The sequence below is a fragment of the Serpentinimonas sp. SMBJO2 genome (genome assembly GCF_056341105.1).
The window spans coordinates 1781877-1805037 of record NZ_CP150628.1 but is presented as its reverse complement, the minus strand read 5'-3'; the positions used below and the strand labels follow the sequence as shown (position 1 = coordinate 1805037).

25 protein-coding genes and 1 pseudogene are annotated in these 23161 nt (G+C 60.2%); 24 read left to right on the top strand and 2 right to left on the bottom strand.

Features of this window, described 5'->3' with window-relative positions:
- Positions 1-7 precede the first annotated feature (7 nt).
- The 5 genes from AAAZ40_RS08340 to AAAZ40_RS08320 are packed head-to-tail and all read left to right on the top strand — an operon-like array spanning position 8 to position 2026.
- Complete coding sequence (locus AAAZ40_RS08340) at positions 8-955, top strand: LD-carboxypeptidase (protein WP_476659931.1); 948 nt, start codon at positions 8-10, stop codon at positions 953-955.
- A gap of 52 nt (positions 956-1007) precedes the next feature.
- Positions 1008-1136, top strand: coding sequence for a hypothetical protein (locus AAAZ40_RS08335; RefSeq protein WP_476659930.1), 129 nt, complete (start codon positions 1008-1010; stop codon positions 1134-1136).
- 23 nt (positions 1137-1159) lie between these two features.
- The gene (locus tag AAAZ40_RS08330; RefSeq protein WP_476659929.1) at positions 1160-1612 is read left to right on the top strand and encodes a PIN domain-containing protein; all 453 of its coding nucleotides are present in this window, start codon (positions 1160-1162) and stop codon (positions 1610-1612) included.
- The gene (locus AAAZ40_RS08325; RefSeq protein WP_476659928.1) at positions 1602-1817 is read left to right on the top strand and encodes a hypothetical protein; all 216 of its coding nucleotides are present in this window, start codon (positions 1602-1604) and stop codon (positions 1815-1817) included. The genes AAAZ40_RS08330 and AAAZ40_RS08325 overlap by 11 nt, the downstream gene beginning before the upstream one ends.
- Before the next feature lie 11 nt (positions 1818-1828).
- Complete coding sequence (locus AAAZ40_RS08320) at positions 1829-2026, top strand: hypothetical protein (protein WP_476659927.1); 198 nt, start codon at positions 1829-1831, stop codon at positions 2024-2026.
- Positions 2027-2127: 101 nt separating this feature from the next.
- On the opposite strand, the gene AAAZ40_RS08315 is transcribed toward AAAZ40_RS08320, so the two are convergent.
- Together AAAZ40_RS08315 and AAAZ40_RS08310 are read right to left on the bottom strand one after the other, a co-directional pair.
- Complete coding sequence (locus AAAZ40_RS08315; RefSeq protein ID WP_476659926.1) at positions 2128-2547, bottom strand: type II toxin-antitoxin system HicB family antitoxin; 420 nt, start codon at positions 2545-2547, stop codon at positions 2128-2130.
- A gap of 12 nt (positions 2548-2559) precedes the next feature.
- Complete coding sequence (locus AAAZ40_RS08310; RefSeq protein ID WP_476659925.1) at positions 2560-2742, bottom strand: type II toxin-antitoxin system HicA family toxin; 183 nt, start codon at positions 2740-2742, stop codon at positions 2560-2562.
- 214 nt (positions 2743-2956) lie between these two features.
- Here AAAZ40_RS08310 and AAAZ40_RS08305 point away from each other — a divergent pair, with 214 nt between their 5' ends.
- From AAAZ40_RS08305 to AAAZ40_RS08215, 19 genes and pseudogenes are all read left to right on the top strand, one after another.
- Positions 2957-4798: an ABC transporter ATP-binding protein gene (locus tag AAAZ40_RS08305; RefSeq protein ID WP_476659924.1), complete on the top strand. Its 1842-nt coding sequence runs from the start codon at positions 2957-2959 to the stop codon at positions 4796-4798.
- 67 nt (positions 4799-4865) lie between these two features.
- A pseudogene (locus tag AAAZ40_RS08300) lies at positions 4866-5502 on the top strand (transposase).
- Between the two features lie 198 nt (positions 5503-5700).
- Complete coding sequence (locus tag AAAZ40_RS08295) at positions 5701-6627, top strand: glycosyltransferase (RefSeq protein WP_476659923.1); 927 nt, start codon at positions 5701-5703, stop codon at positions 6625-6627.
- A gap of 23 nt (positions 6628-6650) precedes the next feature.
- Positions 6651-7766, top strand: a complete 1116-nt coding sequence (locus tag AAAZ40_RS08290; protein WP_476659922.1) for an IS5 family transposase — start codon at positions 6651-6653, stop codon at positions 7764-7766.
- A gap of 258 nt (positions 7767-8024) precedes the next feature.
- A complete protein-coding gene (locus AAAZ40_RS08285; RefSeq protein ID WP_476659921.1) occupies positions 8025-9347 on the top strand; it encodes an O-antigen ligase family protein in 1323 nt (440 codons plus the stop codon).
- A gap of 279 nt (positions 9348-9626) precedes the next feature.
- Positions 9627-10562 (top strand): glycosyltransferase, encoded by a 936-nt coding sequence (locus tag AAAZ40_RS08280; protein WP_476659920.1) that lies wholly within the window; start codon positions 9627-9629, stop codon positions 10560-10562.
- Positions 10563-10672: 110 nt separating this feature from the next.
- The gene (locus AAAZ40_RS08275; protein ID WP_476659919.1) at positions 10673-11683 is read left to right on the top strand and encodes a polysaccharide biosynthesis protein; all 1011 of its coding nucleotides are present in this window, start codon (positions 10673-10675) and stop codon (positions 11681-11683) included.
- On the top strand, positions 11658-12821 hold the full coding sequence (gene wbjC / locus AAAZ40_RS08270) for a UDP-2-acetamido-2,6-beta-L-arabino-hexul-4-ose reductase (RefSeq protein WP_476659918.1): 1164 nt from the start codon (positions 11658-11660) through the stop codon (positions 12819-12821). Before AAAZ40_RS08275 ends, wbjC begins: the two co-directional genes overlap by 26 nt.
- Before the next feature lie 3 nt (positions 12822-12824).
- Entirely contained in the window at positions 12825-13961 is a 1137-nt protein-coding gene (wecB, locus tag AAAZ40_RS08265) for a non-hydrolyzing UDP-N-acetylglucosamine 2-epimerase (RefSeq protein WP_476659917.1), read from the top strand.
- A complete protein-coding gene (locus AAAZ40_RS08260) occupies positions 13946-15208 on the top strand; it encodes a glycosyltransferase family 4 protein (RefSeq protein WP_476659916.1) in 1263 nt (420 codons plus the stop codon). Before wecB ends, AAAZ40_RS08260 begins: the two co-directional genes overlap by 16 nt.
- 52 nt (positions 15209-15260) lie before the next feature.
- Positions 15261-16025 (top strand): YdcF family protein, encoded by a 765-nt coding sequence (locus AAAZ40_RS08255; protein WP_476659915.1) that lies wholly within the window; start codon positions 15261-15263, stop codon positions 16023-16025.
- Between the two features lie 47 nt (positions 16026-16072).
- Positions 16073-17074, top strand: coding sequence for a UDP-glucose 4-epimerase family protein (locus AAAZ40_RS08250; protein ID WP_476659914.1), 1002 nt, complete (start codon positions 16073-16075; stop codon positions 17072-17074).
- Positions 17071-17631, top strand: a complete 561-nt coding sequence (locus AAAZ40_RS08245) for a sugar transferase (RefSeq protein ID WP_476659913.1) — start codon at positions 17071-17073, stop codon at positions 17629-17631. Before AAAZ40_RS08250 ends, AAAZ40_RS08245 begins: the two co-directional genes overlap by 4 nt.
- Before the next feature lie 103 nt (positions 17632-17734).
- On the top strand, positions 17735-17938 hold the full coding sequence (locus tag AAAZ40_RS08240; RefSeq protein ID WP_476659912.1) for a type II toxin-antitoxin system VapB family antitoxin: 204 nt from the start codon (positions 17735-17737) through the stop codon (positions 17936-17938).
- Between the two features lie 192 nt (positions 17939-18130).
- A complete protein-coding gene (locus AAAZ40_RS08235) occupies positions 18131-18703 on the top strand; it encodes a nucleotidyltransferase domain-containing protein (protein ID WP_476659911.1) in 573 nt (190 codons plus the stop codon).
- Positions 18700-19122 (top strand): hypothetical protein, encoded by a 423-nt coding sequence (locus AAAZ40_RS08230; RefSeq protein WP_476659910.1) that lies wholly within the window; start codon positions 18700-18702, stop codon positions 19120-19122. Before AAAZ40_RS08235 ends, AAAZ40_RS08230 begins: the two co-directional genes overlap by 4 nt.
- A gap of 23 nt (positions 19123-19145) precedes the next feature.
- The gene (locus AAAZ40_RS08225) at positions 19146-21200 is read left to right on the top strand and encodes a polysaccharide biosynthesis protein (protein WP_476659909.1); all 2055 of its coding nucleotides are present in this window, start codon (positions 19146-19148) and stop codon (positions 21198-21200) included.
- 9 nt (positions 21201-21209) lie between these two features.
- Positions 21210-21740: a Wzz/FepE/Etk N-terminal domain-containing protein gene (locus tag AAAZ40_RS08220; RefSeq protein ID WP_476659908.1), complete on the top strand. Its 531-nt coding sequence runs from the start codon at positions 21210-21212 to the stop codon at positions 21738-21740.
- A 44-nt stretch (positions 21741-21784) separates the two neighbouring features.
- A complete protein-coding gene (locus AAAZ40_RS08215; protein WP_476659730.1) occupies positions 21785-23146 on the top strand; it encodes an IS1380 family transposase in 1362 nt (453 codons plus the stop codon).
- Positions 23147-23161 lie beyond the last annotated feature (15 nt).

Below are 23161 nucleotides of genomic sequence, written 5' to 3'. Positions count from 1 at the left end.
CCGCGTCATGAGCCACATTTACCTGTATTCCCCCAGCGGGGCGGTGCGCGACCGCGCCGGCTTCAAGCGCGCCGTAAAAAGGCTGCAGGCCCTAGGCCACCAAATCGAGATCGACCCAGACGCGCTCAGCACTTGGCAGCGCTTCGCCGGTGACGACGCCACCCGTCTGGCCGCCATCGGCCGCGCCGCCGCCAGCGGCGCCGACATCGTGCTCACCACCCGTGGCGGTTACGGCCTCACGCGGCTGCTGCCCCACTTGCCCTACGCCGCCATACAAAGCTCCATCGAGCGCGGCAGCGCTTGGGTGGGCTTGAGCGACTTCACCGCCCTGCAGGTGGCGCTGCTGGCGCAAACCGGGGGCTGCACCTGGGCCGGCCCGGCCCTGCTCGAAGACTGGGCCACCCCCGAGCCGCCCGACGAAATCATGCAAGCCTGCTTCGACGATTTGTGCGCCGGAGTAGGCGAGGGCGCCGGCTGGCGCTTGCCCTTGGCCGACGTGCGCGACCTGCGCGCCCACCCCGAGCTGGTCCAAGCCGCCGCCACAGATCAGGGCTGGACCATCGACGCCGCGCCGCTGTGGGGCGGCAACCTGTCGATCCTCAGCGGCCTTGTCGGCACGCCCTACCTGTCTGCGGTCGAAGGCGGCATCCTGTTCCTCGAAGACGTGGGCGAGCACCCCTACCGCATCGAGCGCATGCTCAGCCAGTTGCTGTACAGCGGCGTGTTGCAGCGCCAGCGTGCCATCGTGCTGGGTGCCTTCAACCGCTTCCAGCTCACCCCGCACGACCGCGGCTTCAAGCTCGCCAGCGTGGTGCAGTGGCTGCGCACCCAAGTGAACGTGCCCGTACTCACCGGGCTGCCCTTTGGCCACGTGCCCACCAAAGTGCTGCTGCCCGTAGGCCGCAGCGTACAGCTGCTGGTGCAGGGCCGCGATTGTTTGGTGTTTTGGGGTTGATATACTCGATCACTTAATGCGCCAGCCGAACGTGACACGGCACGGCGGTAGCGTGGCCAAACGCTACGCACTGCCCAAAGACGCACATGGCAACGCCCACGTGGGCGATGCGCTCACCCACAACAGCCACAACACCTTCGTGCACGCTTCAAGCCGCTTGGTCAGCCTGCTAACTTGGTAACTAGACTTGCGCCTCCACTACCCATGAAGTCTGTTTACCTCGACATGTGCTGCTTCAATCGGCCCTATGACGACCAAACGCAGCCGCGCATTCGACTCGAAACCGAGGCCAAGATCCTCATTCAAGAAAGCATACACAGCGGTCGTTGCAAACTGGTATGGTCAGCCATACTCGACTTTGAATGCAGCAAAAACCCTTTTCCTGAGCACAAGCAGGCCATTTTTCAGTGGCGACGCCTTGCTCAGGCGCACATCTTGGCCACAGATCCAGTCGTTGCCCAAGCTCAGCGGCTTGGGGCTCTTGGCATTGGTCAGTACGATGCGCTGCACGTAGCCTCTGCCATGGCTGCCCAAGCCGACCTGTTCGTTACCACCGACGACCGCCTGCTGAAACGCTGCCTCAAGGCTGTACCTGCACTCAACGCACACCGTCCAGCCGATGCGCTAGCCATATTGGAGAACTGGTATGAAAACTGAAGCCGAGATTCGCATGACTGGTATGCAGGCCCTCATTGGGGCGCTGGGCTTGGTCGAAGCCGAGCGCTTTCTGGCTGCCGTCTCGCGTGACAGGTTCGACTACACACAGTGGCGCCAAACTGGTCTGCCAGCCATGAATCTGGAGGACTTGGCCCATCAGGCCAACCAACTGTCGGCCCAGCTCAGCAAAAACGAGCACAACTAAACCCTCGCCCTATGAAACGCGCCATCGCCGGAACCGGCTTCGTAGGCCTGTCCATGGCCGTGCTGCTGGCCCATCGCCACGAAGTGGTGGCGTTGCGCATCGTTCCCGCCAAGGTGGACATGATCAACCAGCGGCAAAGCCCCATACACGACGCCGAACTGCAAGGGCGCAAGCCACAGAAGCTATCGAAATCGTCTCTCCACGGCTAGAGTCGCGGCTAGAGTCACGGCTAGAGTCGAAGTTGGCTTCCAGCGCCTTTTGGTGCATAGCTTGGCCGAAATGACCCATCCCCCCGCTGCTTTTCTGCGGGTCAGGCGATGTGCACGTGCACGTGCTTGCCGAGCGCATTGGCAGCGGCTTCAATTTGCTCAAGCCTAGAGGCATGGCGAAGGTCAAGCAGCCGATCCACTTGCGGCATATGCCAACCTAGGCGGCGGGCAAGTTCTGATTTTTTTACACCCTGCTCAGTCATGGCCTGATACACCCCGAGCTTTGCGCATTCGAGTGCGCAAGGGCAGACAGTTTTTTGCCCTTGTTCTGGTTTGCTGGCAGCAGGCAGGGGCTTGCGTGCGTCAACGTAGAAGGAGAGGCCGGTTTCCAGCGCGTCAATCGCGTTCAGCAGCGCTTCATCCTCATCCGCACCAAAGGTGATCGCTTCCGGTACATCCGCAAACGTTACAAGCACAGTGCCGTTATCGTCCGGTGTGAGGGTCACAGGGTAGTCAAACATTTTTTCCTTATTTCAAGCCTTCAAGCCAAGTTGGCGCTTAATGGCAGCTTCCAGCCCCTTGCCCAACTCTTGGGTGCCGTGCATGGGAAGGGCAGACTGCTTACCGTTTAGGAACACCTTAAGGTGCGAACCCTTGCCTTGCGCAAAAGTCGCTCCCTGTTGTTCCAGCCACTTCTTCATCTGTTTCGAGTTCACAGGCCGAATCTTAACAGTTCTGTTGTGTTTGTCAAGCCTGAAGGCGGCACCTCCCCCCAAAGGCTTGTGTATACTCAGGCCATAACGCTGCTGCCCCGTGCAGCAGCCCGCTAGGCCACACTAGGGCCGGCTCTATACACCCCCTAAACGCGCCCGCCGAACGTGACACGGCACGGCGGTAGCGTGGCCAAACGCTTTTCTGGCCCACCCCTCAATGCCCCCCGCCAATCCCAGCGCTGCCCTCGGCGCCACCCCCAGCCCCAGCGCCACCCCCGAGCCCGGGCTGCTGGCTGCGCTGCCGCAGTTGCGCCGCCTATGGCGCAGCATGTCGGCGCGGCGCAAAGGGCAGAGCGTGGCGCTGCTAGGCCTCACGGTGGTGGCATCGGCTGCCGAGCTGGTGTCTATCGGCGCGCTCATTCCGTTTTTGGCCGCGCTCACTGCGCCCGAAGCCCTGTTTGTGCTGCCCTTCATGCAGCCCTTCATCGCCGCGCTGGGCTTGCAGCAGCCGCAAGACCTGCTGCTGCCGCTCACCGTGCTCTTTGGCTGCGCAGCCGTGCTGGCTGGCCTGGTTCGCATCGGCGTGCAGTGGGCCAGCACCAAGCTGGCTCTGTCTATAGGCCACGACTTGGTGGCCGGCATCTTTCGCCGTACCCTGCACCAGCCCTACACCATCCACATCCAGCGCAACAGCAGCGAGGTGGTCGATGGCATCGTGCTCAAGGTCGAGCGCGTCATCAATTTTGTGCTTATCCCCACAGCCAACGGCTTTGCAGCAGTCTTCATCGTGCTCGTGGTGTGCGCGGTCGTGCTGGTGTTTCAGCCTTGGGTGGCCATCAGCATGATCTTGGGCCTAGGCAGTATTTACGGTTTGATTTATGCCCTGACCCAAGCCCGCCTGCGGCGCGACGGCCAGCGCGCCGCCGCAGCCGCCACCCAGCGCGTACAGGCGCTGCAAGAGGGCCTAGGCGGCATACGCGACATCACGCTCGATTCTACCCACGCCACCTTTTGCGCCCGCTTCGAGCAAGCTGATCTGATTATGCGCCGCGCCCAAGTGCGCAGCGTGGTCTTTGCCATCACCCCGCGCTTTATGATCGAGGCGCTGGGCATGGTGCTCATCGCCAGCGTGGCCTTGCTCATGGCCCAGGGCCCTGGCGGCTTGGGGCAAGTGGTGCCGGTTCTGGGCGCGTTGGCCCTGGCAGCGCAGCGCATGCTGCCGCTGGCTCAAAACATATACGCCGCTTGGAGCAACCTCAGCAGCAACCACGGCTACCTCGCCGATGTGCTCAACCTGGTCGAGCAGCCCATGCCCGCCGAGCCCGCTGTAGGCAGCACAGAGCCCGCAGCACTGCCGTTTGATAATGCTATCGAGCTGCGAAACCTCGGCTTTGCCTACCATGCCAGTGGCCCGCAAGTGCTGCGCGGCGTAAACATGGGCATTGCCAAAGGAGCGCGCATCGGCATCGTGGGCACCACCGGCAGCGGCAAAAGCACGCTCATGGACATCCTCATGGGCTTGCTGCCCCCCACCGAAGGGCAACTGAGCATTGACGGCTGCCCGATAACCGAAGCCAACCGCCGCGCTTGGCAAGCCCGGGTGGCGCACGTGCCCCAAGCCATGTTCCTGGCCGATGCCAGCGTGGCCGCCAACATCGCGTTTGGGGTGCCCGCAGCCCAAATAGACCCTGAGCGCGTGCGCCTTGCCGCCCAGCGCGCCCAGATAGCACACACCATCGAAGGCTGGCCGCAGGGCTACCAGACCATGGTCGGTGAGCGCGGCGTGCGCCTCTCGGGCGGGCAGCGCCAGCGGCTGGCGATCGCCCGCGCACTCTACAAGCTGGCCGACGTGCTGGTGTTCGACGAAGCCACCAGCGCGCTCGACGACGCCACCGAAGACGCGGTGCTGGAGGCCATCGAGGCGCTCGGCCCCGAACTGACCATCATTCTCATCACCCACCGCCTGCGGCCCCTGCGGGCCATGGATGCGGTGTGGCGGGTGGAGAGCGGTGGGGTGACGCTCGCGGTTACTAAATTTTCCACAAGTATTGTCGTTTAGGGAAACCCTGCATAACTACCCCCAACCGTATTCAAGCTGTAAGCCTGCGGTGGCACACTTCAGCATCATGAAACAAAGCCCGCTTGATCTGAGCCTGTGTACACGCAAGACCCGCAAACAGGTTTTTTTGCAGCAGATGGAAACCGTGGTGCCTTGGGCTGCCTTGGTTGAGCTCATCGCCCCCTACTACAGCGACGGGCGCAACGGCCGGCCACCCTTTGCCCTTGAGACCATGCTGCGCGTGCACTTCATGCAGCAGTGGTTCAACCTGTCCGATCCGGCCATGCAAGAGGCCTTCTTTGACACACCGCTGTACCGCGAGTTTGCCCAGTTGAGCCCCTTTGGCCGACTGCCCGATGAGAGCACCATTCTGCGCTTTGGCAAAACCCCAAGTCAGCGTCACCGGCTGGAGAAGCACAAGCTGGCCGAGCGCATCTTGGCCAGCGTCAACGAACTGCTCGAGCAACGCGGCTTGTTGCTCAAAGCCGGCACCGCCGTCGATGCTGACTCGGGTCTGGTGCACACGGTGTGCGGCACCTCGGGCAACGTCTCTGACGCATCCGTTTCGGGTCATCAAGTGCCAGTTTGGCTTCAAGCAGGTGCGCTACCGGGGCTTGATGAAGAACACCTTGCAGATCAAGACGCTGTTTGCGCTCTCCAATCTGTGGATGGCGCGACACAAGCTGATGGGTGCGCAGGCATGAGTGCGTCCAAAAACTGGATAAATGGCGCAGAAAAGATAAAAACAGTGCTTTGCCAAGGCTAGGCTTGGAATCAAGCTGGCTTAAATCGCTCGAAATCTCAGCTGGTGAAAAGAATCATGTCTGTACCGAGCCTGTTCCTGAGTTTTTCAGAGTGTCCCTAACTGGAAATGAGCCTTCTTTTTCCTTTGAGAGGTAAGCGTGTCTAACCGTCCTTTGGTCTCCATGGTAACGCCAGCATACAATCAGGGCGCCTTTCTCAGGGAGACAATTCTAAGCGTTCTCTCTCAAGACTACCCATCAATTGAGTATATTGTTATCGACGACGGGTCGACCGATAACACGGCGGGTGTCATTGCTGAGTTTTCTGGAAGGTTGCGGGCCATATCGAGAGAAAACAAAGGTCAGGCTGCGACATTGAATGAAGGGTGGTCATTGTGCAAAGGAAAATACGTCGGATATCTGAGCTCAGATGATCTTCTCGACAATGTTGCAATTTCTCGCTTAGTTGACGCGCTTGAAGGCCAGTCGTCTGCGGTTGTTGCATACGGAGATTTCCGACTCATTGATGCTAATGGCGCGATGATGCGCGAAGTTATTGCGGAAAGTTATGACTCGAGGCGATTGCGGCAGGACCTCATTTGTCAGCCTGGCCCAGGTACCATTTTCTTGCGATCAGTACTTGATCAAGTCGGTGGTTGGAGGGTGGATTTAAGGCAAGTGCCAGATTTCGAGTTTTGGACAAGAGTCTCACGGGTGGGTGATTTCTTAAAGGTTCCAAGTGTTCTGGCGAGCTCTAGAGTACATCTTGAGTCCGCCTCATTTCGGCCAATTGACTATGGGCGTTGTGAGGAGATTCTGAAGGTGGTTGAAAGCTCTGTATATTCGTTTGACAACGCTGACAAGCGCTGCGCTCTGGCCAAGGCTAGCCTAGTCGCAGGAAAGCGCCATTATTCATCTGGGAGGCGGTGGCGAGCCGTCAGGCTTTGGTTTGATGCGGTCAGGTTGAATCCAACGTTGGCGACAGAGAAATCATTTTGGCGGATGATTGGAGCCGCGATGTTTAGCAGGCCGTTGAAAAACCCTCCCACACCCGCCCAACATGTGATATCATATGCATCAGGGTAAAGTGCAGTTGTAGGAGATTTCCGATGAGAGGTGCGCAGAGCTTCCAAGGTGCCATGTTCAGCTACGTCAGCCTCGAAGAGCGGGTACCGGCGCGCCACCCGCTGCGCAAACTGCGCGCTCTGGTCGATGCCCTGCTGGCGAGCATGAGCGCTGAGTTCGATGCCGTCTACAGCCGCAACGGCCGCCCCTCGGTGCCGCCCGAGATGCTGCTCAAAGCCTTGCTGCTGCAAATCCTCTTTACCATCCGCAGCGAGCGTCAACTGGTTGAGGCCATCGACTACAACTTGCTGTATCGCTGGTTCGTGGGCCTGGGTCTGGAAGACAAGGTCTGGGATCACTCCACCTTCAGCGCCAACCGCGAGCGGCTGTTCAACGAAGAGCTGGCGCGCGTCTTCTTCGAGCGCGTGCGCCACACGGCGGCTTGGGCGCAGCTCATCGGCGACGAGCACTTCAGCGTTGACGGCACCCTGATTGAGGCCTGGGCCTCGCACAAGAGCTTCAAGCGCAAAGACAGCGACAAGCCCAGCGATCCAGACCACGACGATCCAGCACCGCCCTCGGGGCGCAACGCCGAGGTCGACTTCAAAGGCCAGGCGCGCAGCAACGCCACCCACGTCAGCAGCACCGACGCCGATGCGCGCCTGTACAGGAAGGGCGACGGCGACAAGGCGCGCCTGGCGCACATGGGCCACATCCTGATGGACAACCGCCACGGACTGGTGGTGGATGTCGAGATCACCCATGCCACGGGCACCGCAGAGCGCGAAGCGGCGCTCAGGATGCTCAAGCGCAGACACAAGAAGAACCAACGGGCCACGCTCGGCGCGGACAAGGGCTATGACAGCAAGGACTTCGTCCAGGCTTGTCGGCGCTTGAAGGTCACGCCGCATGTGGCGGCCAAGGCCAAGCAATCGGCCATCGACGGGCGCACCACGCGCCACGCCACCTACAAAACCAGCCTGAAGGTGCGCAAGCGAATCGAGGAGGCCTTTGGCTGGATCAAGACCGTGGGCGGTCTGGCCAAGACCAAACTCAAGAGTCACGCCAAGCTGGCCGGGCAGGCGCTGATGTGCTTTGCTGCGTACAACCTGGTTCGTATGGGCAGCATGGGCGGCTGGTGGGATGCGCGTCATGCGTGATTCAAGGCACAAGTGCGTCCAAAATGGGCAAAATATGATGCAAAATGGCGCAAATGATGCACAAAACGGCATCGTGGCCGGATAGGAAGCGTGCGCTGCTGGAAATTCCACGAGGCTAGTGCTTTGGGTTGGTGGATTTTCAACGGCCTGCTAGGCGGATGCTTTACAGGCAGCGAGCAAGCTTGTCATGACAAGACATTGCTTATAATCATTGGGGTTTAAATGAGTAGAGCAGGTGGTCTTGTTTATTCGACAGGCTTGAACAGTGCTGCACCACCGAGGGTTCTCGGCGTCACTTTGTTTTTATTCTCTTTGGGTGCCTTTCTGACTGTTCTCGAGGCCTACTCGCTATTCTCCATTCCGCTAACTTGGTTTTCTGCCATAATCTATATAGTTGCAGCGATTGTTCCGCTTTTGTCGACGGGTAGATTAACAGTTCCTCGTGGAACCTCGCTGCTTTTCCTGTATTTGTTTTGGTCTTTGTTGGCGCTGTCGCTTTATCTCGCGACTAATGAGCCGCCCGCTATGCCGGCGCGCACAACCACGCCATACCCAGTCTACCTAATACTTCGATTCCTGTTCGTCATTGTATTTATTGCCGTCGTGACAACATCCTACTGGATGGTTAGACGAGGTGCCTTGGAGCAAGTTATTCGCGTCCACGCGGGTTTGTTGGCTTTTGTCTCAATCTCGGCGCTATACATTTACGCGGCGCAGATAGCTGGTTTTTGGGAACCGCCGCGAAATCGGATGGGGACTGGCGGTCAAGATTTTTTGTCGGAAGGCGTTCATTTCACATATGCGTTCCACAGAGCGCTGGGAACTTTTAGAGAGCCTAGTCACCTTGCCGAATGGTTGGCTGCTATGGTGGTATTCTTGCTGCCAGTAATGGCCAGTTATATTCGGACTCTTTATTGGTGGCTCATAGTTTTCCTTGCTTTAGTTGCAATCACGCTAACTGGCAGTCTTTTAGGGGCTATTTGTTTGGCTTCAGGGCTGCTAACGCTTTTGATTTTACAGAAGGGCCTTAGACTGCTTGCAAGCATTGCGGGTTTATTCCTTCTTATGCTGGCCATTGTTTTGGTCGTAAATAGTGCCCTTGAAATTGATGTGCTTGGCACACTTGCGCCTCGCTTTGTCGAAATGATCGCGGGTGGGGTTGGTGCGACAAATAGAGCATATGTCTACGATTATTTAGAGCAGGTGCCGCTGACTTTTATGGGTTATGGCTTGGGTACGGGGCCGCTGCTCTTTGCGTCTGCTTTGGGTAGTGATTTTATTGTGCCCTTTCTGAATTTGTTTATTTCAGTCGCTCACGATGCGGGGTTGGTCGGGGTGGTGTGCATAGTGATATACTTCTCGCTCCCGTTTATATTTGCTTTTCGATATGGAATTTCAAGCAACCCGTTGGTGGCTGGTTGTTTGGCCTCTCATGTGTCGTGGATTTTCGCTTACCTTGGGAGGTCCCCTGAGTTGAGCCCCGCTCATGCGGTCCCGGTTGGAATTTTGATGGCATGCTTTTTCCTGTCTTCGAGGCGTGGACTTCCGTCAGGGCACAATCGGCCAAGTGTATTGGGCTAGAGCGAGATTTTTTATTCAATGAATCAAGTTTTGGTCATGATGGATGCATACACTCCTGGCTATCGCGCAGGCGGGCCGATTAGGTCGGTTAGCGCTATGGTGGATTCCTTGTGCACTGAGTTTTCTTGGCGGATTGTTTGCCCTGATCGAGATCTCGGTTCTGATGTTCCTTATCCGGAGGTGGTTTCCGATCAGTGGACGCGCGTTGGTCAAGCCTTGGTCTATTACGCGTCGCCGCGGACGCTCCGTCCCTGGAATCTGGTTCGGTTGCTGCGGGGATTGAGCTACGACCTGCTGTATCTGAACAGCTTTTTCAGCCCGAAGATGTCGTTGTTGCCGGTCGCAAGCGCTTACGCGGGGTTGCTTCGTCGGAAGCGAATTCTGATTGCGCCTCGCGGCGAGTTTTCACCGGGGGCGCTGGCGATCAAGGCATGGAAGAAGCGACCCTATCTAGGGATGGCGCATCTGCTGGGCCTGTACAAGAAGTGCTACTGGCACCTGTCAACGACGCTGGAGCTGGATGATCTCCGTGCGGTGTTCGATGTCTCCGAAGCTGGTGCCAGCTTTGGCGCGCGCAACAGCTTTGTGGCGCAGGACCTGGTCGGGCCAACGGCGAGCACAACCATTGAAACCAGCGGTCAGGAGTCAAGTTTCCGGCTGTCGGTGGTGTTTCTCTCGCGGATATCGCCGATGAAGAACCTCGACTTTGCCCTCCGTGCCCTGGCGCATGTGAGCGCTCCGCTTGTCTTTTCGGTGTTTGGCCCGGAGGAAGATGCCGCCTACGTCCGGTATTGCCGTGAACTGGCGGCCGGTCTTCCCGCAAACGCCGAAGTGCGATGGTGCGGGCCGGTTCCTGCTGCTGCGGTAGTCGAGACCCTGTCGGCACACGACCTGTTCCTGCTTCCCACCCGCGGCGAGAACTTCGGCCACGTGATCGTGGAGGCCTGGGCGGCTGGGCTGCCCGTGCTCATCAGCGATCAGACGCCGTGGCGCGGGCTTGAACAACAGAAGGGGGTTGGGTGGGACCTGCCCCTCGAGTCTCCGCAGCGATTCGCCGAGGTGATCGACCAGGTGGCGGCCTGGCCCGAGGACAAGCGGGCCACCGTGGCCGCGGCCTGCCGCGCGAAGGCGGCGTCGATCCTCCATGACGAGGACGCACGCCAGTCGAACCGGCGCATGTTCGAGGCTGTTCTTGGTGCTCCGTTGGGCGGTTAACATCGCGTTTCCTATGTTTGCGTCAACGGCCCAGCATGCCGTAGCGCAGTCCGAACAATCATCAAGAGTCTTTCCCTGTGAGCCATCCAACCCCTTTCGACGGCGCCACCTTGCTGATTTCCGGCGGCACCGGCTCCTTCGGTAACGCCGTCCTGCGCCGTTTCATAGATTCGGATTTGCATGAAATCCGCATCCTGAGCCGCGATGAAAAAAAACAGGATGACTTGCGCAAAAAGTACAACAACCCCAAGCTCAAGTTTTACATTGGGGATGTGCGTGATTACCAGTCGGTGTTAAATGCGGTCCGTGGTGTGGACTACATTTACCATGCAGCGGCGCTCAAGCAGGTTCCATCTTGCGAGTTTCACCCGCTCGAGGCCGTCAAAACCAATGTGCTGGGCACCGAGAATGTGCTTGAGGCCGCCATCAACTGCGGCGTCAAGCGCGTGGTGGTGCTGAGCACCGACAAAGCGGTGTACCCCATCAACGCTATGGGCATCAGCAAGGCCATGATGGAAAAGGTGGTCGTGGCCAAGTCGCGCAGCAGCAACGGTACCGTGATCAATGTCACCCGCTATGGCAACGTGATGTGCTCGCGCGGTTCGGTGATTCCGCTGTTCACCCACCAGATCCGGGCCGGCCAAGCCCTCACCCTCACCGATCCGGCCATGACGCGCTTCATGATGACGCTGGACGACGCGGTGGACTTGGTGCTGTTTGCATTTGAGCACGGGCAGCCGGGCGAGATTTTTGTGCAAAAGGCACCAGCAGCCACCATCGAGGTGCTGGCGCAGGCGCTTACGGGTCTGCTGGGCGTACCCAACCACCCCATCAACGTGATTGGCACCCGCCACGGTGAAAAGCTGTACGAGGTGCTGCTAAGCCGCGAAGAGATGGTCTCGGCTGAAGATTTGGGGGGGTACTTTCGGGTGCCGCCCGACTTGCGCGACCTCAACTATGGCAAGTTTGTTGAGCAGGGCGATGTAAAGGTATCAGAAGCGGTGGAGTACAACTCGCACAACACCACGCGCTTGGATGTGGCTGGCATGCAGGCGCTCTTGATGAAGCTGCGTTTTATGCAGGCCACTGTGCGCGGTGAGCTGGTTGAGCCCGAGGAATGATGGCATGAACACGACCACCCGCCGCGTGCTCGTCACCGGCGCACAAGGCTTTATAGGCAAAAACCTCGTGGTGCGGCTGGGCGAGTTGCCCGGTGTTGCCGTGAGCACCTTTGTGCGCGGCGACCCGCCAGCCGCTTTACCCGCTTTGGTGGCACAGGCCGATGCGGTGGTGCACCTGGCCGGTGAGAACCGCCCACTGGATGAAGGCGCATTTGAAGCGGTAAACACCGGCCTCACGGTGGCGCTGTGTGAAGCGATTGCCCAAAAGGTGCACACCACCGGTGTGCGCGTGCCTTTGCTGCTGGCGTCATCCGCGCAGGCAGAGCGCGACAACCCCTATGGCCGCAGCAAACTGGCAGCCGAGCAGGCAGTAGCGGCGCTGGCCGATGCCACTGGCAACCCGTGCACGGTATTTCGCCTACCCGGGGTGTTCGGCAAGTGGTGCAGGCCCAATTACAACTCGGTGGTGGCCACCTTTTGCCACAACTTGGCGCGCGGCCTACCCATTCAAGTTAACGACCCTGCTGCCATCGTGCGGCTGGTGTATGTGGACGATGTGGTAGCGGCGTTCATGGCTGCACTTGAAGCACCGGCAGCGGGTTTGTCGCAGGGCGTGGTGCAGCCCGAATATGCGGTGACGCTGGGCGACTTGGCGGCGCAAATTCGCGCTTTTAACGACTGCCGCACCAGCTTGCAAACCGAGCGCGTGGGCACGGGCTTTGTGCGGGCGCTGTACGCGACTTATGTGAGCTATTTGCCACCCGAGAAGTTTGCCTACGAAGTGCCCCAACATGCAGACCCCCGCGGTGTGTTTGTGGAAGTGCTTAAAACCGCCGACAGTGGCCAATTTAGCTATTTCACAGCCCACCCCGGCATCACTCGTGGCGGGCATTACCACCACACCAAGACCGAGAAGTTTCTGGTCATCAAGGGTGAGGCGTTGTTTAAGTTCCGGCACCTGATCACCGGCGAGCTGGTGGTGCTGCACACCCGGGGCGACAAGCCTCAGGTGGTGGATACCATTCCTGGCTGGGCGCATGACATCACCAACGTGGGCCCAGACGAGATGATCGTCATGCTCTGGGCCAATGAAAACTTTGACCGACTCAAGCCGGACACCGTTGCCAGCAAGGTATAAGCAGTGAAGAAACTCAAAGTCATGTCGGTGGTGGGCACGCGGCCCGAGATCATCCGCCTCTCGCGCGTGCTGGCGGCGCTGGATGTGCATTGCGAGCACGTGCTGGTGCACACGGGCCAGAACTACGATTACGAGCTCAACCAGGTATTTTTTGACGATCTGGGCGTGCGCAAGCCCGATTATTTTTTGAGCAGCGCGCAAGGCAGCACAGGCGCGGCCAACACCATTGGCAACTTGATCACGGCCGTGGATGGCGTGCTGGCGCAGGTGCAGCCCGAAGCCATGCTGGTGCTGGGCGACACCAACAGCTGCCTGTCAGTCATTCCGGCCAAACGGCGCAAAGTGCCTATTTTCCACATGGAAGCGGGCAACCGCTGCTTCGATCTGCGTGTGCCGGAGGAGACCAACCGCCGCATCGTCGACCACACGGCCGACATCAACCTCACCTACAGCACCATCGCGCGCGATTACCTGCTGCGCGAGGGCCTGCCGCCCGATCAAGTCATCAAGATCGGCAGCCCGATGTACGAGGTGCTGCACCACTATCTGCCGCAGATCAAGGCATCCGATGCATTAAGCCGGTTGGGTCTGCAGCCCGAGCAGTATTTTGTGGTGAGCGCGCACCGCGAAGAAAACATCGAATCGGACCAAGCGTTTACCAAGCTGGTGGCTGTGCTGAATGCGCTGGCCGACGACCATGGCTTGCCGGTGGTGGTATCGACCCACCCCCGCACCCAGAAGCGGATAGACGCAACCGGTTCACAATTTCACCCGTTGGTGCGCTTGCTCAAGCCCTTGGGGTTTTTGGATTATGTGAACCTGCAAATGCAGGCCAAAGCGGTGCTGTCTGACAGCGGAACCATCAACGAAGAATCGTCGATCCTCAACTTTCCAGCGCTGAACCTGCGCGAGGCCCACGAGCGCCCAGAAGGCATGGAAGAAGCCGCCGTGATGATGGTGGGCCTAGAGGTAGAGCGCGTTCGTCAAGGCTTGGCCATTCTGGCCACCCAGCCGCGCGGTGAAGAGCGCAGCTTGCGCCTAGTGGCGGACTACAGCATGCCCAACGTGAGCGACAAGGTGCTGCGCATTATTCACAGCTACACCGATTACATAAATCGGGTGGTTTGGAAGAAGTACTGAGGCAGGCTGCTTTGAGGATACTTGTGGTCAGCCAGTATTTTTGGCCTGAGAATTTTCGGATCAATGATCTGATAAAAGAATGGGTAGAGCGTGGACATACAGTGACGGTACTCACTGGCTTACCCAACTATCCAGAGGGCAGGGTGTTTGATGCGTATCGTAAAAACCCAAACGCTTTTATGCAGTACGAGGGTGCAAGTGTAGTACGCATACCGGTGCTGCCGCGTGGCAATGGAAGCGTTCGACTTTTTTTGAATTACTTAAGCTTTGTCCTGTCTGGCATAATTTTTGGGGGATCGAAGTTAAAAAAGCTGCGATTTGACGTGATTTTTGTTTACGAACCTTCCCCGGTAACAGTGGGCCTGCCTGCTGTATGGTTGGGCAAAATTAAAAAAGCGCCAGTTGTTTTTTGGGCGCTCGACCTATGGCCAGAAACTTTGGCTGCCGTAGGCATAGTGCGCTCGGCTCGCGTGCTGGGTTGGGTTGGGCATTTGGTGCGATATATTTATAACCACTGCACCTTGGTGCTTGGCCAGTCGCGTGGGTTTTTGGAAAGTATTGCAAACTACTGTAGCAACAAGGACAAAATTCGATATTTTCCAAGCTGGGCAGAAGACATATTCTCCTATGAACACGTTGAACCTGCCATAGAGTTGTCAAAGCACGTAAATGGCTTTACTGTGATGTTTGCCGGTAACGTCGGAGAGGCGCAAGATATGCCAGCCGTGTTGGAGGCGGCTGAATTGTTAAGGAATAACGATGCTATAAGATGGGCCATAGTTGGCGATGGCCGCAAGTTCCAGTGGCTGCAGTCAGAGGTGCTGAAACGCGGCTTGCAAGGCAAGGTGCTGCTCCTTGGGCGCTACCCAATGGAGCGTATGCCTTCGTTTTATGCACACGCCGATGCTCTTCTTGTTTCTTTGAAGCGCGACCCGGTTTTCAGCATTACGATACCCGGCAAAGTGCAATCATCCCTTATGGCTGGTATACCATTGCTTGGAATGCTTGACGGAGAAGGTGCGGCCATCATCCATGAAGCCCGAGCTGGCCTAACCTGCCCAGCTGGCGATAGCGCTGGTTTAGCCAAAGCAGTTCTCACTTTGGCGGCCTTGTCATCCGGTGAGCGCAAGCAACTAGGGTTGAACGGACGGCGATATGCGCAGTTAGAATTTGGACGCACCCAACTCATGGATCGCTTGGAAGGCTTTTTGCAGGAGGCCATAGCCATCAGGAAAAGGCATGGGTGATGGATTTGGACGCAAATAGCATTTGAACTTTTAGCGGGTTTTTTCGTAAATCGTGTTTCTCGCCTCCAAGCTTCTATCCGCCATCACCCAGCCCATGTTTTGGTTGGCGCTGTGGTGGGTGCTGGCCTTGCTGGTGCTGTGGCGCCGCCGTGTGTTGGGCATGTCTATGCTCTGGGCGGGTTTGGTGGTGCTGGGTTTGCTGGGGTTCATGGCGCTGCCCGATGCGTTGTTGCGCCCCCTCGAGAACCGCTACGCTGCGCCGCCCGCGCACACCGTGGGGCAGCATGTGGGTGTGATTGTGCTGGGTGGGGCCACCGGGCACCCAAGCAGTTTTGCTGCCCACGGTCAAGTGCCCCTAGGCGATGCAGCCGAGCGCATGACGGCGCCGCTGTATTTGATGCGCCAGCACCCTACGCTGGAGCTGGTATTTTCGGGTGGCGAAGGGCGGCTGCTGCCCACGGGCACGACCGAGGCCGAACTGGCAGGCGCATTTTTTGCGCAGCACGGGCTGGACATGCGCCGCGTGCAGCTTGAAGGCGGCGCCCGCAACACGCGCGAAAACGCCATCAAGGTGGCACAGCTGCTGGGGCCGCGCTGCCAGCAGCCTTGGCTGCTGCTTACATCGGCTTGGCACATGCCGCGCGCCATGGCCGAGTTTCAGGCGCAGGGCTGCCGCGTGACACCCTATCCGGTGGACTTTCGCACGGGCACCAGCACGCCGCTCACCGAGTATTCATTGGCCCGTAGCCTGCTGCGCTGGCAAACGGCTTTGCACGAGTGGCTGGGGCTGCTGGTGTATGGCCTTACGCGCGGTTGATGAGCCGCAGCTTTGAGCACAAACCGGCCGGCGGCCCAATCCTCCACATGACATCAAACCCACCCAACTCCAGCACCCCCAACACCACCAGCACCCGCACAGGCGTTTTGATCACCGGCGTATCCGGCTTTGTGGGCCAAGCGCTCGAGCGCCGTTTGCACGATGCTGGGTTTGCGGTATCGGGCAGCGCGCGGCACGAGCACCGCATGGCGGGCGGCGCACTGGCCGGGGTGGCGCAGCTGCACACCAGCCAAGATTGGTCTGGCTTGTTGCGCGGGTGCAGCGCCGTGGTGCACTTGGCGGCGCGGGTGCACATCATGCACGACACGGCGCCCGATCCGCTGGCCGCCTTTCGCGCAGCCAACACGGCTGGCACCCTGCACCTGGCGCAGCAGGCCGTGGCGGCGGGGGTGCGGCGCTTTGTGTTTGTGAGCACGGCCAAGGTCAACGGCGAGCACACCGCAGCCGGACGCGCCTTTCGCCACGATGACGTGCCCCAACCCGAAGACGCCTATGCCCTGTCCAAGCACGAGGCCGAGCAGGGCTTGCGCGCGCTGGCGGCTGCCAGTGGCCTAGAGCTGGTGATCGTGCGCCCGCCCTTGGTCTATGGGCCGGGCGTGAAGGCCAACTTTGCCGCCCTGATGCGCGCGGTGCAGCGCGGCTGGCCCTTGCCCCTGGGGCTGGCGCACAGCAACCGGCGCAGTTTTGTGGGCCTCGACAATTTGGTAGATTTGCTCTGCACCTGCCTAGAGCACCCGGCTGCGGCCAACCAGACCTTTATGGTGAGCGACGGCCACGACCTGTCCACCGCCGAACTGCTGCAGCGCATGGGCGTGGCCTTGGGCCGCCCGGCGCGCTTGTGGCCCGTGCCCACCTGGGGCCTGATGGCGGCAGCGGCCGTGCTGGGCCAGCGCGAAAAGGCGCGTCGCCTGCTGGGCAATTTGCAGCTCGACATTGCCCACACCTGTACCACTCTGGGCTGGCGCCCGCCGGTTTCGGTGGATGAAGGCTTGCGGCGCGCAGCGGCCGGCATGGGGGCTGCTGAATGAAGCGCGGTTTTGATTTGGCGCTGGCTGTGCTGGCCGCCTTGGTGCTGCTGCTGCCGCTGGCGTTGGTGGCCCTAGCCGTGCGCCTGACTTCGCCCGGGCCGGCCCTGTACTGGAGCGAGCGCGTAGGGCGCAACAACCGCAACTTTTACATGCCCAAGTTTCGCAGCATGCGCACCGACACCCCGGCCGTGGCCACGCACCTGCTCACCGACCCGCAGCGCTGGCTCACACCCATCGGCCCCTTGTTGCGCCGCAGCAGCCTCGACGAACTGCCCCAGCTCTGGAGCATCCTCAAGGGCGACATGAGCTTTGTCGGGCCGCGCCCGGCGCTATTCAACCAGAACGACCTGATCGCGCTGCGCACCCAAGCCGGCGTGCACCACCTGCGCCCCGGCCTGACCGGCTGGGCCCAAGTAAACGGCCGCGACGAACTGCCCATCCCCATCAAGGTGCGCTACGACGCCGAATACGCCCAGCGCCAATCGCTGGCTTTTGACATCAAGATCCTATGGCTCACGGCACTCAAGGTGCTCAAGCGCGACGGAGTGGCGCATTGAGCACATAACATGCTGGCGACGAGGTGCGCGGCTCTGCGCGCATGCCAACGGGTAGAATCAAAACCGATGTAAGATTGCATCGAATTTGATGACAAAAACCGCCATGCGAACCACCATCACCATCGACGATGCCTTGTACCAGCGCGCCTTGGAAGTGGCTGACCCCGGCATGGACAAGTCCGATCTGTTTCGTGAGGCCGTGATGACATTTGTGCGCATTCAGGCGGCGCAGCGTCTGGCGGCGCTGGGCGGCTCTGCCCCGAATATGAATGAAGTGCCCAGAAGACAAGAGGCCAACGAAGCGTGAAGCGTGCGGCTTTATTGGCCCAGCGCTTCGGTTTGTGTTATGGCGCACATCATCACTAGTGCAGTGTTTGAAACACGCCGCGCAGCGCGTGCTGTTGAACATCTCGGCTCCGTGCTGCGTGGCGAGGACGCTGAGGCGCGAGGCTGAGCGCTTTCGTGCCAAAAAATGGATGGATCGTGCTAAATTCTGTACATGTCTATAGCTTCTGCCATCTTTTCCGACAGCCAGTCCAGAGTGTATCGGTGGCTCTTTGGGCAGCCTGAGCGTCAATATCACTTCAGCGAGCTTCGACGCCTGACGGGCTTGGGGAGCGCGTCGCTGCAGCGCGAGTTGAATCGTCTGGTGGATGCGGGCTTGGTGTGCGCCGAGAGCAAGGGCAACATGCGTTGCTTCAACGCGAACCCCACAAGCCCAGTGTATGCCGAACTGGTGGCGTTGACGCGCAAGACTTTGGGCGTAGTGCCGCAGTTGCAGGAGGCCTTGAGACCCCTTGTGCCGAAGCTACACGCCGCTTGGGTCTATGGCTCCGTCGCACGGCAGACGGATACGGCACAGAGTGATGTGGACTTGATGTTGGTGGGCGACGATCTGCTTTTGAGCGAGGTGCTGGAGCTCTTGATCCCGGCAGAGGCCCGTCTGGGCCGCAAGATCAATCCCAATTGCTACACGCTTGATGAATTTAAATGGCGCCAGCGCGAACCGGATTCTTTTGTCAGTAGGGTGTTGGCACAGCCTGTATTAACGCTGCTAGAAGGCCCGCCATGAGCTCGCATGAACTGGAAAATTTGGCGCGGATTGGTCAGTTAAAAGCTGAGCCGCGCAATCAAGCGGAATTCAAACGAATGCTTGAAATGGCGCGTACCCGCTTGGCCGACGCGCAGTTTGATCGAGTTTCGCAAGAAGGGCGATTCACCAGCGCCTATAACGCCGCTCATGCGGCAGCCTTGGCTGCGCTGCGTTGGCATGGCTATCGCAGTGAGAACAGGTTCACGGTTTTTCAATGTCTGACGCACACTGTGGGTTGGTCGGCCTCACGTTGGAGGGTACTGGATGCCGCTCATCAAAAAAGAAATCTGGCCGAGTATGAAGGCTTTTTGGAGGTGGAGGAGTCCACGATCAAGGAACTGTGCAGTTTGGTGAGGGAGCTGCTTGATGCGGTGCAAAGCATGGCGCAGCAAAAGTGATACAAGACGAAAAGGGATATGCATTGAGCTCACACCTGGTGCGCACAGCGCAAACCGTATTGGCGCTGCCGCGCCCGCTCAAGCGCACGTTGGCGCTTTGCGTGGATGGGGCGTTGTGCGTGCTCACGGTGTGGCTGGCGTTTTATCTGCGGCTCGACCTTTGGTTGCCGTGGCAGGGGACGGCTGACAATTTGTACCGCCCCTATTTGGCGGCGCTGGCGGCGCTGGCCATTGCCTTGCCGCTGTTTGTGGTCAATGGCTTTTACCGCGTCATTTTTCGCTACACCGATTGGGCGGCAGCGCAGACGCTGTTGCGCGTGTTTGCGATCTATGCCGTGCTGTATGCCGGTGTGGTGACGGTGCTGGGGCTGCCCGGGGTGCCGCGCAGTGTGGGCATCATCCAGCCCTTGTTGCTGGGGGTGGCGGTGGGGGCTACGCGGGCGCTGGCTCGCTATTGGCTGGGCGGTTTGTACCAAGATATGTCGGCGCGCAGCAGCTTGCCCAAGGCGCTGATCTATGGCGCTGGGCAAACCGGGCGCGAACTGGCCCGGGTGCTGGCGCACAGCCAAGAGCTGAACGTGGCCGGCTACGTTGACGACGACGAGCGCTTGCACGGCCAGGTGCTGGGCGGCTTGCCGATCGTCTCGCCCGCTGATGTGCCCGCACTGGTCAACGAAGAAGGGGTGCGCACGGTGCTGCTGGCCATGCCCAAGCTGGAGCGCGCGCGCCGCAACCAGATCCTCGAGACCCTGCGCCCGCTGCGGGTGGCGCTGCGCACGCTGCCGCGCTGGAGCGACGCGGCGCACGGCCGCATCAGCAGCAGCGATCTACACGAGCTGGATGTGGACGACCTGCTGGGGCGCGAGCCGGTGGCGCCCAACCACATTTTGCTGGCCAAAAACATCGTCGGCAAGGTGGTGCTGGTGACCGGTGCCGGGGGCTCGATCGGCAGCGAGCTGTGTCGCCAGATCGTGCGCCAGCGCCCGGCGGTGCTGCTGCTGCTCGAAAACAACGAGTACGCGCTCTATGCCCTTGAGCACGAGCTCCAGGCCCTGTGCGCCAATGAAGCTGATGACGCCGAAGCAGGCGGGGGCGGCGCAGGCAGCCCCGATGGCTTATCCACAAGCCCAGCCAGCCCAGACGACTCATCCTGTGGCGGCGTGCGCCGGGTGCCGCTGCTGGCCAACGTGCAAGACGCGGCGCGGCTCGACGAGATCATGCGCACTTGGCGGCCCGACACGGTGTATCACGCCGCCGCCTACAAGCACGTGCCGCTGGTGGAGCACAACCCGGCCGAAGGCATACGCAACAACGTCTGGGGCACGCTGCGCGCGGCGCAGGCGGCGGCGGCCAATGGAGTGAGCGATTTTGTGCTGGTGAGCACCGACAAAGCCGTGCGCCCGACCAACGTCATGGGTGCCAGCAAGCGCTTGGCCGAGCTCGCCTTGCAGGCGCTGGCCGCTGAACCGGCGCTGCGTGGCCGCACCCGCATGTGCATGGTGCGCTTTGGCAATGTGCTGGGTTCGTCGGGTTCGGTGGTGCCGCTGTTTCGGCAGCAGATCCGCGACGGCGGCCCGATCACGCTCACGCACCCCGAAGTGACGCGCTTTTTCATGACCATACCCGAGGCGGCGCAGCTGGTGATCCAAGCCGGTGCCATGGCCAAGGGCGGCGACGTGTTCGTGCTCGACATGGGCCAGCCGGTGCGCATTTACGACCTCGCGCAGCGCATGGTTGAGCTCTCGGGCCTGACGCTGCGCGACGCGGCACACCCGCAGGGCGACATCGGCATCGAGATCAGCGGCTTGCGCCCGGGCGAAAAGCTGTACGAAGAGCTGCTGATCGGCAACGACCCCCAGCCCACGGTGCACCCACGCATCATGAAAGCGCACGAAGCCAGCTGGCCCTGGCCGCAGCTGCAGCCCAAGCTGGCCACGCTCGAACTGGCGCTGCAAGTCAACGACGTGGCGCTGCTGCGCCTGCTGCTGCAAGAGCTGGTCGAAGGCTACACCCCCGAGGGCGAGATCGTCGATTGGGTGCACCTGGAACAGGCGGTGGGGCAGGGGGTGGTGCGGTAGAATGAAAAAATGAACTCAAACGACGACGAAATCAGCCTGCTTGACTTGTGGGATACCTTGATCGGAGCGTGGAAGACGCTGCTCGCTTTCTTGGCAGTTGGTATTGCCTTGGGCGTGGGCATTGGCATGCTCAGTCCGTCTGTTTATCAGGCCACGGCGCTGGTACAGGTTGGGCAGGTTGGGCAGGTTGGGCAGGTTGGGCAGGTTGGGCAGGTAAATGTGACGCGCCAGCCGGTCGAGTCGCCGTTGCTTGCGGTTGAGCGGCTGCGGTCTTTGACTTTTCAGCAGCGCATTGCTGAAGCAACCACAGACCAAGATTGGCTCAATGCAATCCGCTCTGGCGCTGATGCCGGTCGAATTCAAGCGCAACTGGTTCGTGCAACCCAAGCCGATGCATCGCCGTTGATCGAGCTCAAAGTGCGCGCTTCGAGCCGCGAGCAGGCAAAAATGCAAACCGAAGCAACTTTGGCCGAACTGGTGCGCATACACAATGACCTAAATCCGTGCCCCACACCCCCACTTCCTATCTCAACTCCATGATTTTGTGAGATAATCTGCGCTGTAGTGGTTTCACCCAAGCGAACATGCCGCAGTTTCAGGTACGTCAATCGGCCCAGCACACGCTGACCTCTTACTCCGGTCTGGCCCTGATTGGGCAGTGTTGCGAGGCGGCGCAAGTCGATCTGGTGGTCGACCCGCAGTTGCCGGTGTCGCAGGGCATGAAGACCTCCGACATGGTCAAGGCCCTGACCGGCTTGCTCAGCCTGGGCAAGAGCGACTTTGAAGCCATAGAGCCGTTTCGGGGCGATCGCTTCTTCAAGCAAGCCCTGGGCCTGTCCAAAGTACCCAGCAGCGTCTGGATGCGCCAGCGCCTCGATGTCAAGGCCGAAGCCTTGCGCGAGCTGCTCGACGAGCTCAGCACGCGGCTGCTCGAGCGCACGCAGGCACCCATCACGCCCCACAAGGGCTTTGTGCGCTTTGAGGTCGACACCTTTGTCATGAACAACAGCGACAGCAAGAAAGAGCACGTCAGCCGCACCTACCAGGGTGTGGATGGCTACTGCCCGATTGCCGGCTACCTGGGCAACGAAGGCTGGAACGTCGGGCTCGAGCTGCGTGCGGGCAGCCACCATTCGGCGCTCGATACCGAGTACTTCTACGAGCGCGCCTTTGCCCGGCTGCAGCGCTTGGTGCCCAGCGCTCAGGCGCTCCTGATGGTCGAAGACAGCGGCTTTGACAGCGCGCGCCTGCTGCTGGCCAAGCTCGCCCAGCGCCAGCGCTGGATGGCGCAGGATCGGGTGCTGGAGTTCATTTGCAAGTGGAACCCCAGACGCCAGGACAAGGCCGCCTGGGTGGCGCAGGCCGAACAAGCGGGGGCGTTTGAGCAACTGCGCGCGGGCAAGCGCGTGGCCGTGCTCGATCTGACGCGCGAGCGCGCCTGGGGCCAGGACAGGCGTGCGCTGCGGCTGATTGTGCGCGTCACCGAGCGCACCATAGACCGCAAGGGCCAGCATCTGCTCATGCCGCAGATCGAACTCGAAGGCTGGTGGACGAGCCTGACGCTGGCGCCCGAGGCGGTGATCGAGCACTACCGCTACCACGGCGCGCACGAGCAGTTTCACTCCGAGATCAAGTCCGACCTGGATCTGGAGCGCCTGCCCTCGGGCAAGTTTGCCACCAACGATGCCTTGTTGCACCTGGGTGCCTTTGCCTACAACTGCCTGCGCCTGATCGGGCAGTTGGGGCTCACGGGCGAGCTTGCTCCCATACGCCACCCAGCCAAGCGCCGGCGCATCAAGACGGTGTTGCAGGAGGTGATGTACCGCGCGGCCCGGTTTGTGGCGCACGCGCGCCGCCTGGTGCTGGACTTTGGCTGCACCTTTGCCGACCATGTGCGCGTGTTTGCCGCGCTGCAGCAGCGGCTGCTGCGCGCTGCCAGCCCTTGAGCGGCACACCGAGCC

Coding starts and splice junctions, on each gene's coding strand:
- AAAZ40_RS08320 (WP_476659927.1), top strand. CDS start 1,829: ATGAAACGCGCCATCGCCGGAACCGGCTTCGTAGGCCTGTCCATGGCC.
- AAAZ40_RS08315 (WP_476659926.1), bottom strand. CDS start 2,547: ATGTTTGACTACCCTGTGACCCTCACACCGGACGATAACGGCACTGTG.
- AAAZ40_RS08340 (WP_476659931.1), top strand. CDS start 8: ATGAGCCACATTTACCTGTATTCCCCCAGCGGGGCGGTGCGCGACCGC.
- AAAZ40_RS08290 (WP_476659922.1), top strand. CDS start 6,651: ATGAGAGGTGCGCAGAGCTTCCAAGGTGCCATGTTCAGCTACGTCAGC.
- AAAZ40_RS08305 (WP_476659924.1), top strand. CDS start 2,957: ATGCCCCCCGCCAATCCCAGCGCTGCCCTCGGCGCCACCCCCAGCCCC.
- AAAZ40_RS08230 (WP_476659910.1), top strand. CDS start 18,700: ATGAGCTCGCATGAACTGGAAAATTTGGCGCGGATTGGTCAGTTAAAA.
- AAAZ40_RS08330 (WP_476659929.1), top strand. CDS start 1,160: ATGAAGTCTGTTTACCTCGACATGTGCTGCTTCAATCGGCCCTATGAC.
- AAAZ40_RS08325 (WP_476659928.1), top strand. CDS start 1,602: ATGAAAACTGAAGCCGAGATTCGCATGACTGGTATGCAGGCCCTCATT.
- AAAZ40_RS08235 (WP_476659911.1), top strand. CDS start 18,131: ATGTCTATAGCTTCTGCCATCTTTTCCGACAGCCAGTCCAGAGTGTAT.
- AAAZ40_RS08215 (WP_476659730.1), top strand. CDS start 21,785: ATGCCGCAGTTTCAGGTACGTCAATCGGCCCAGCACACGCTGACCTCT.
- AAAZ40_RS08240 (WP_476659912.1), top strand. CDS start 17,735: ATGCGAACCACCATCACCATCGACGATGCCTTGTACCAGCGCGCCTTG.
- AAAZ40_RS08220 (WP_476659908.1), top strand. CDS start 21,210: ATGAACTCAAACGACGACGAAATCAGCCTGCTTGACTTGTGGGATACC.
- AAAZ40_RS08245 (WP_476659913.1), top strand. CDS start 17,071: ATGAAGCGCGGTTTTGATTTGGCGCTGGCTGTGCTGGCCGCCTTGGTG.
- AAAZ40_RS08250 (WP_476659914.1), top strand. CDS start 16,073: ATGACATCAAACCCACCCAACTCCAGCACCCCCAACACCACCAGCACC.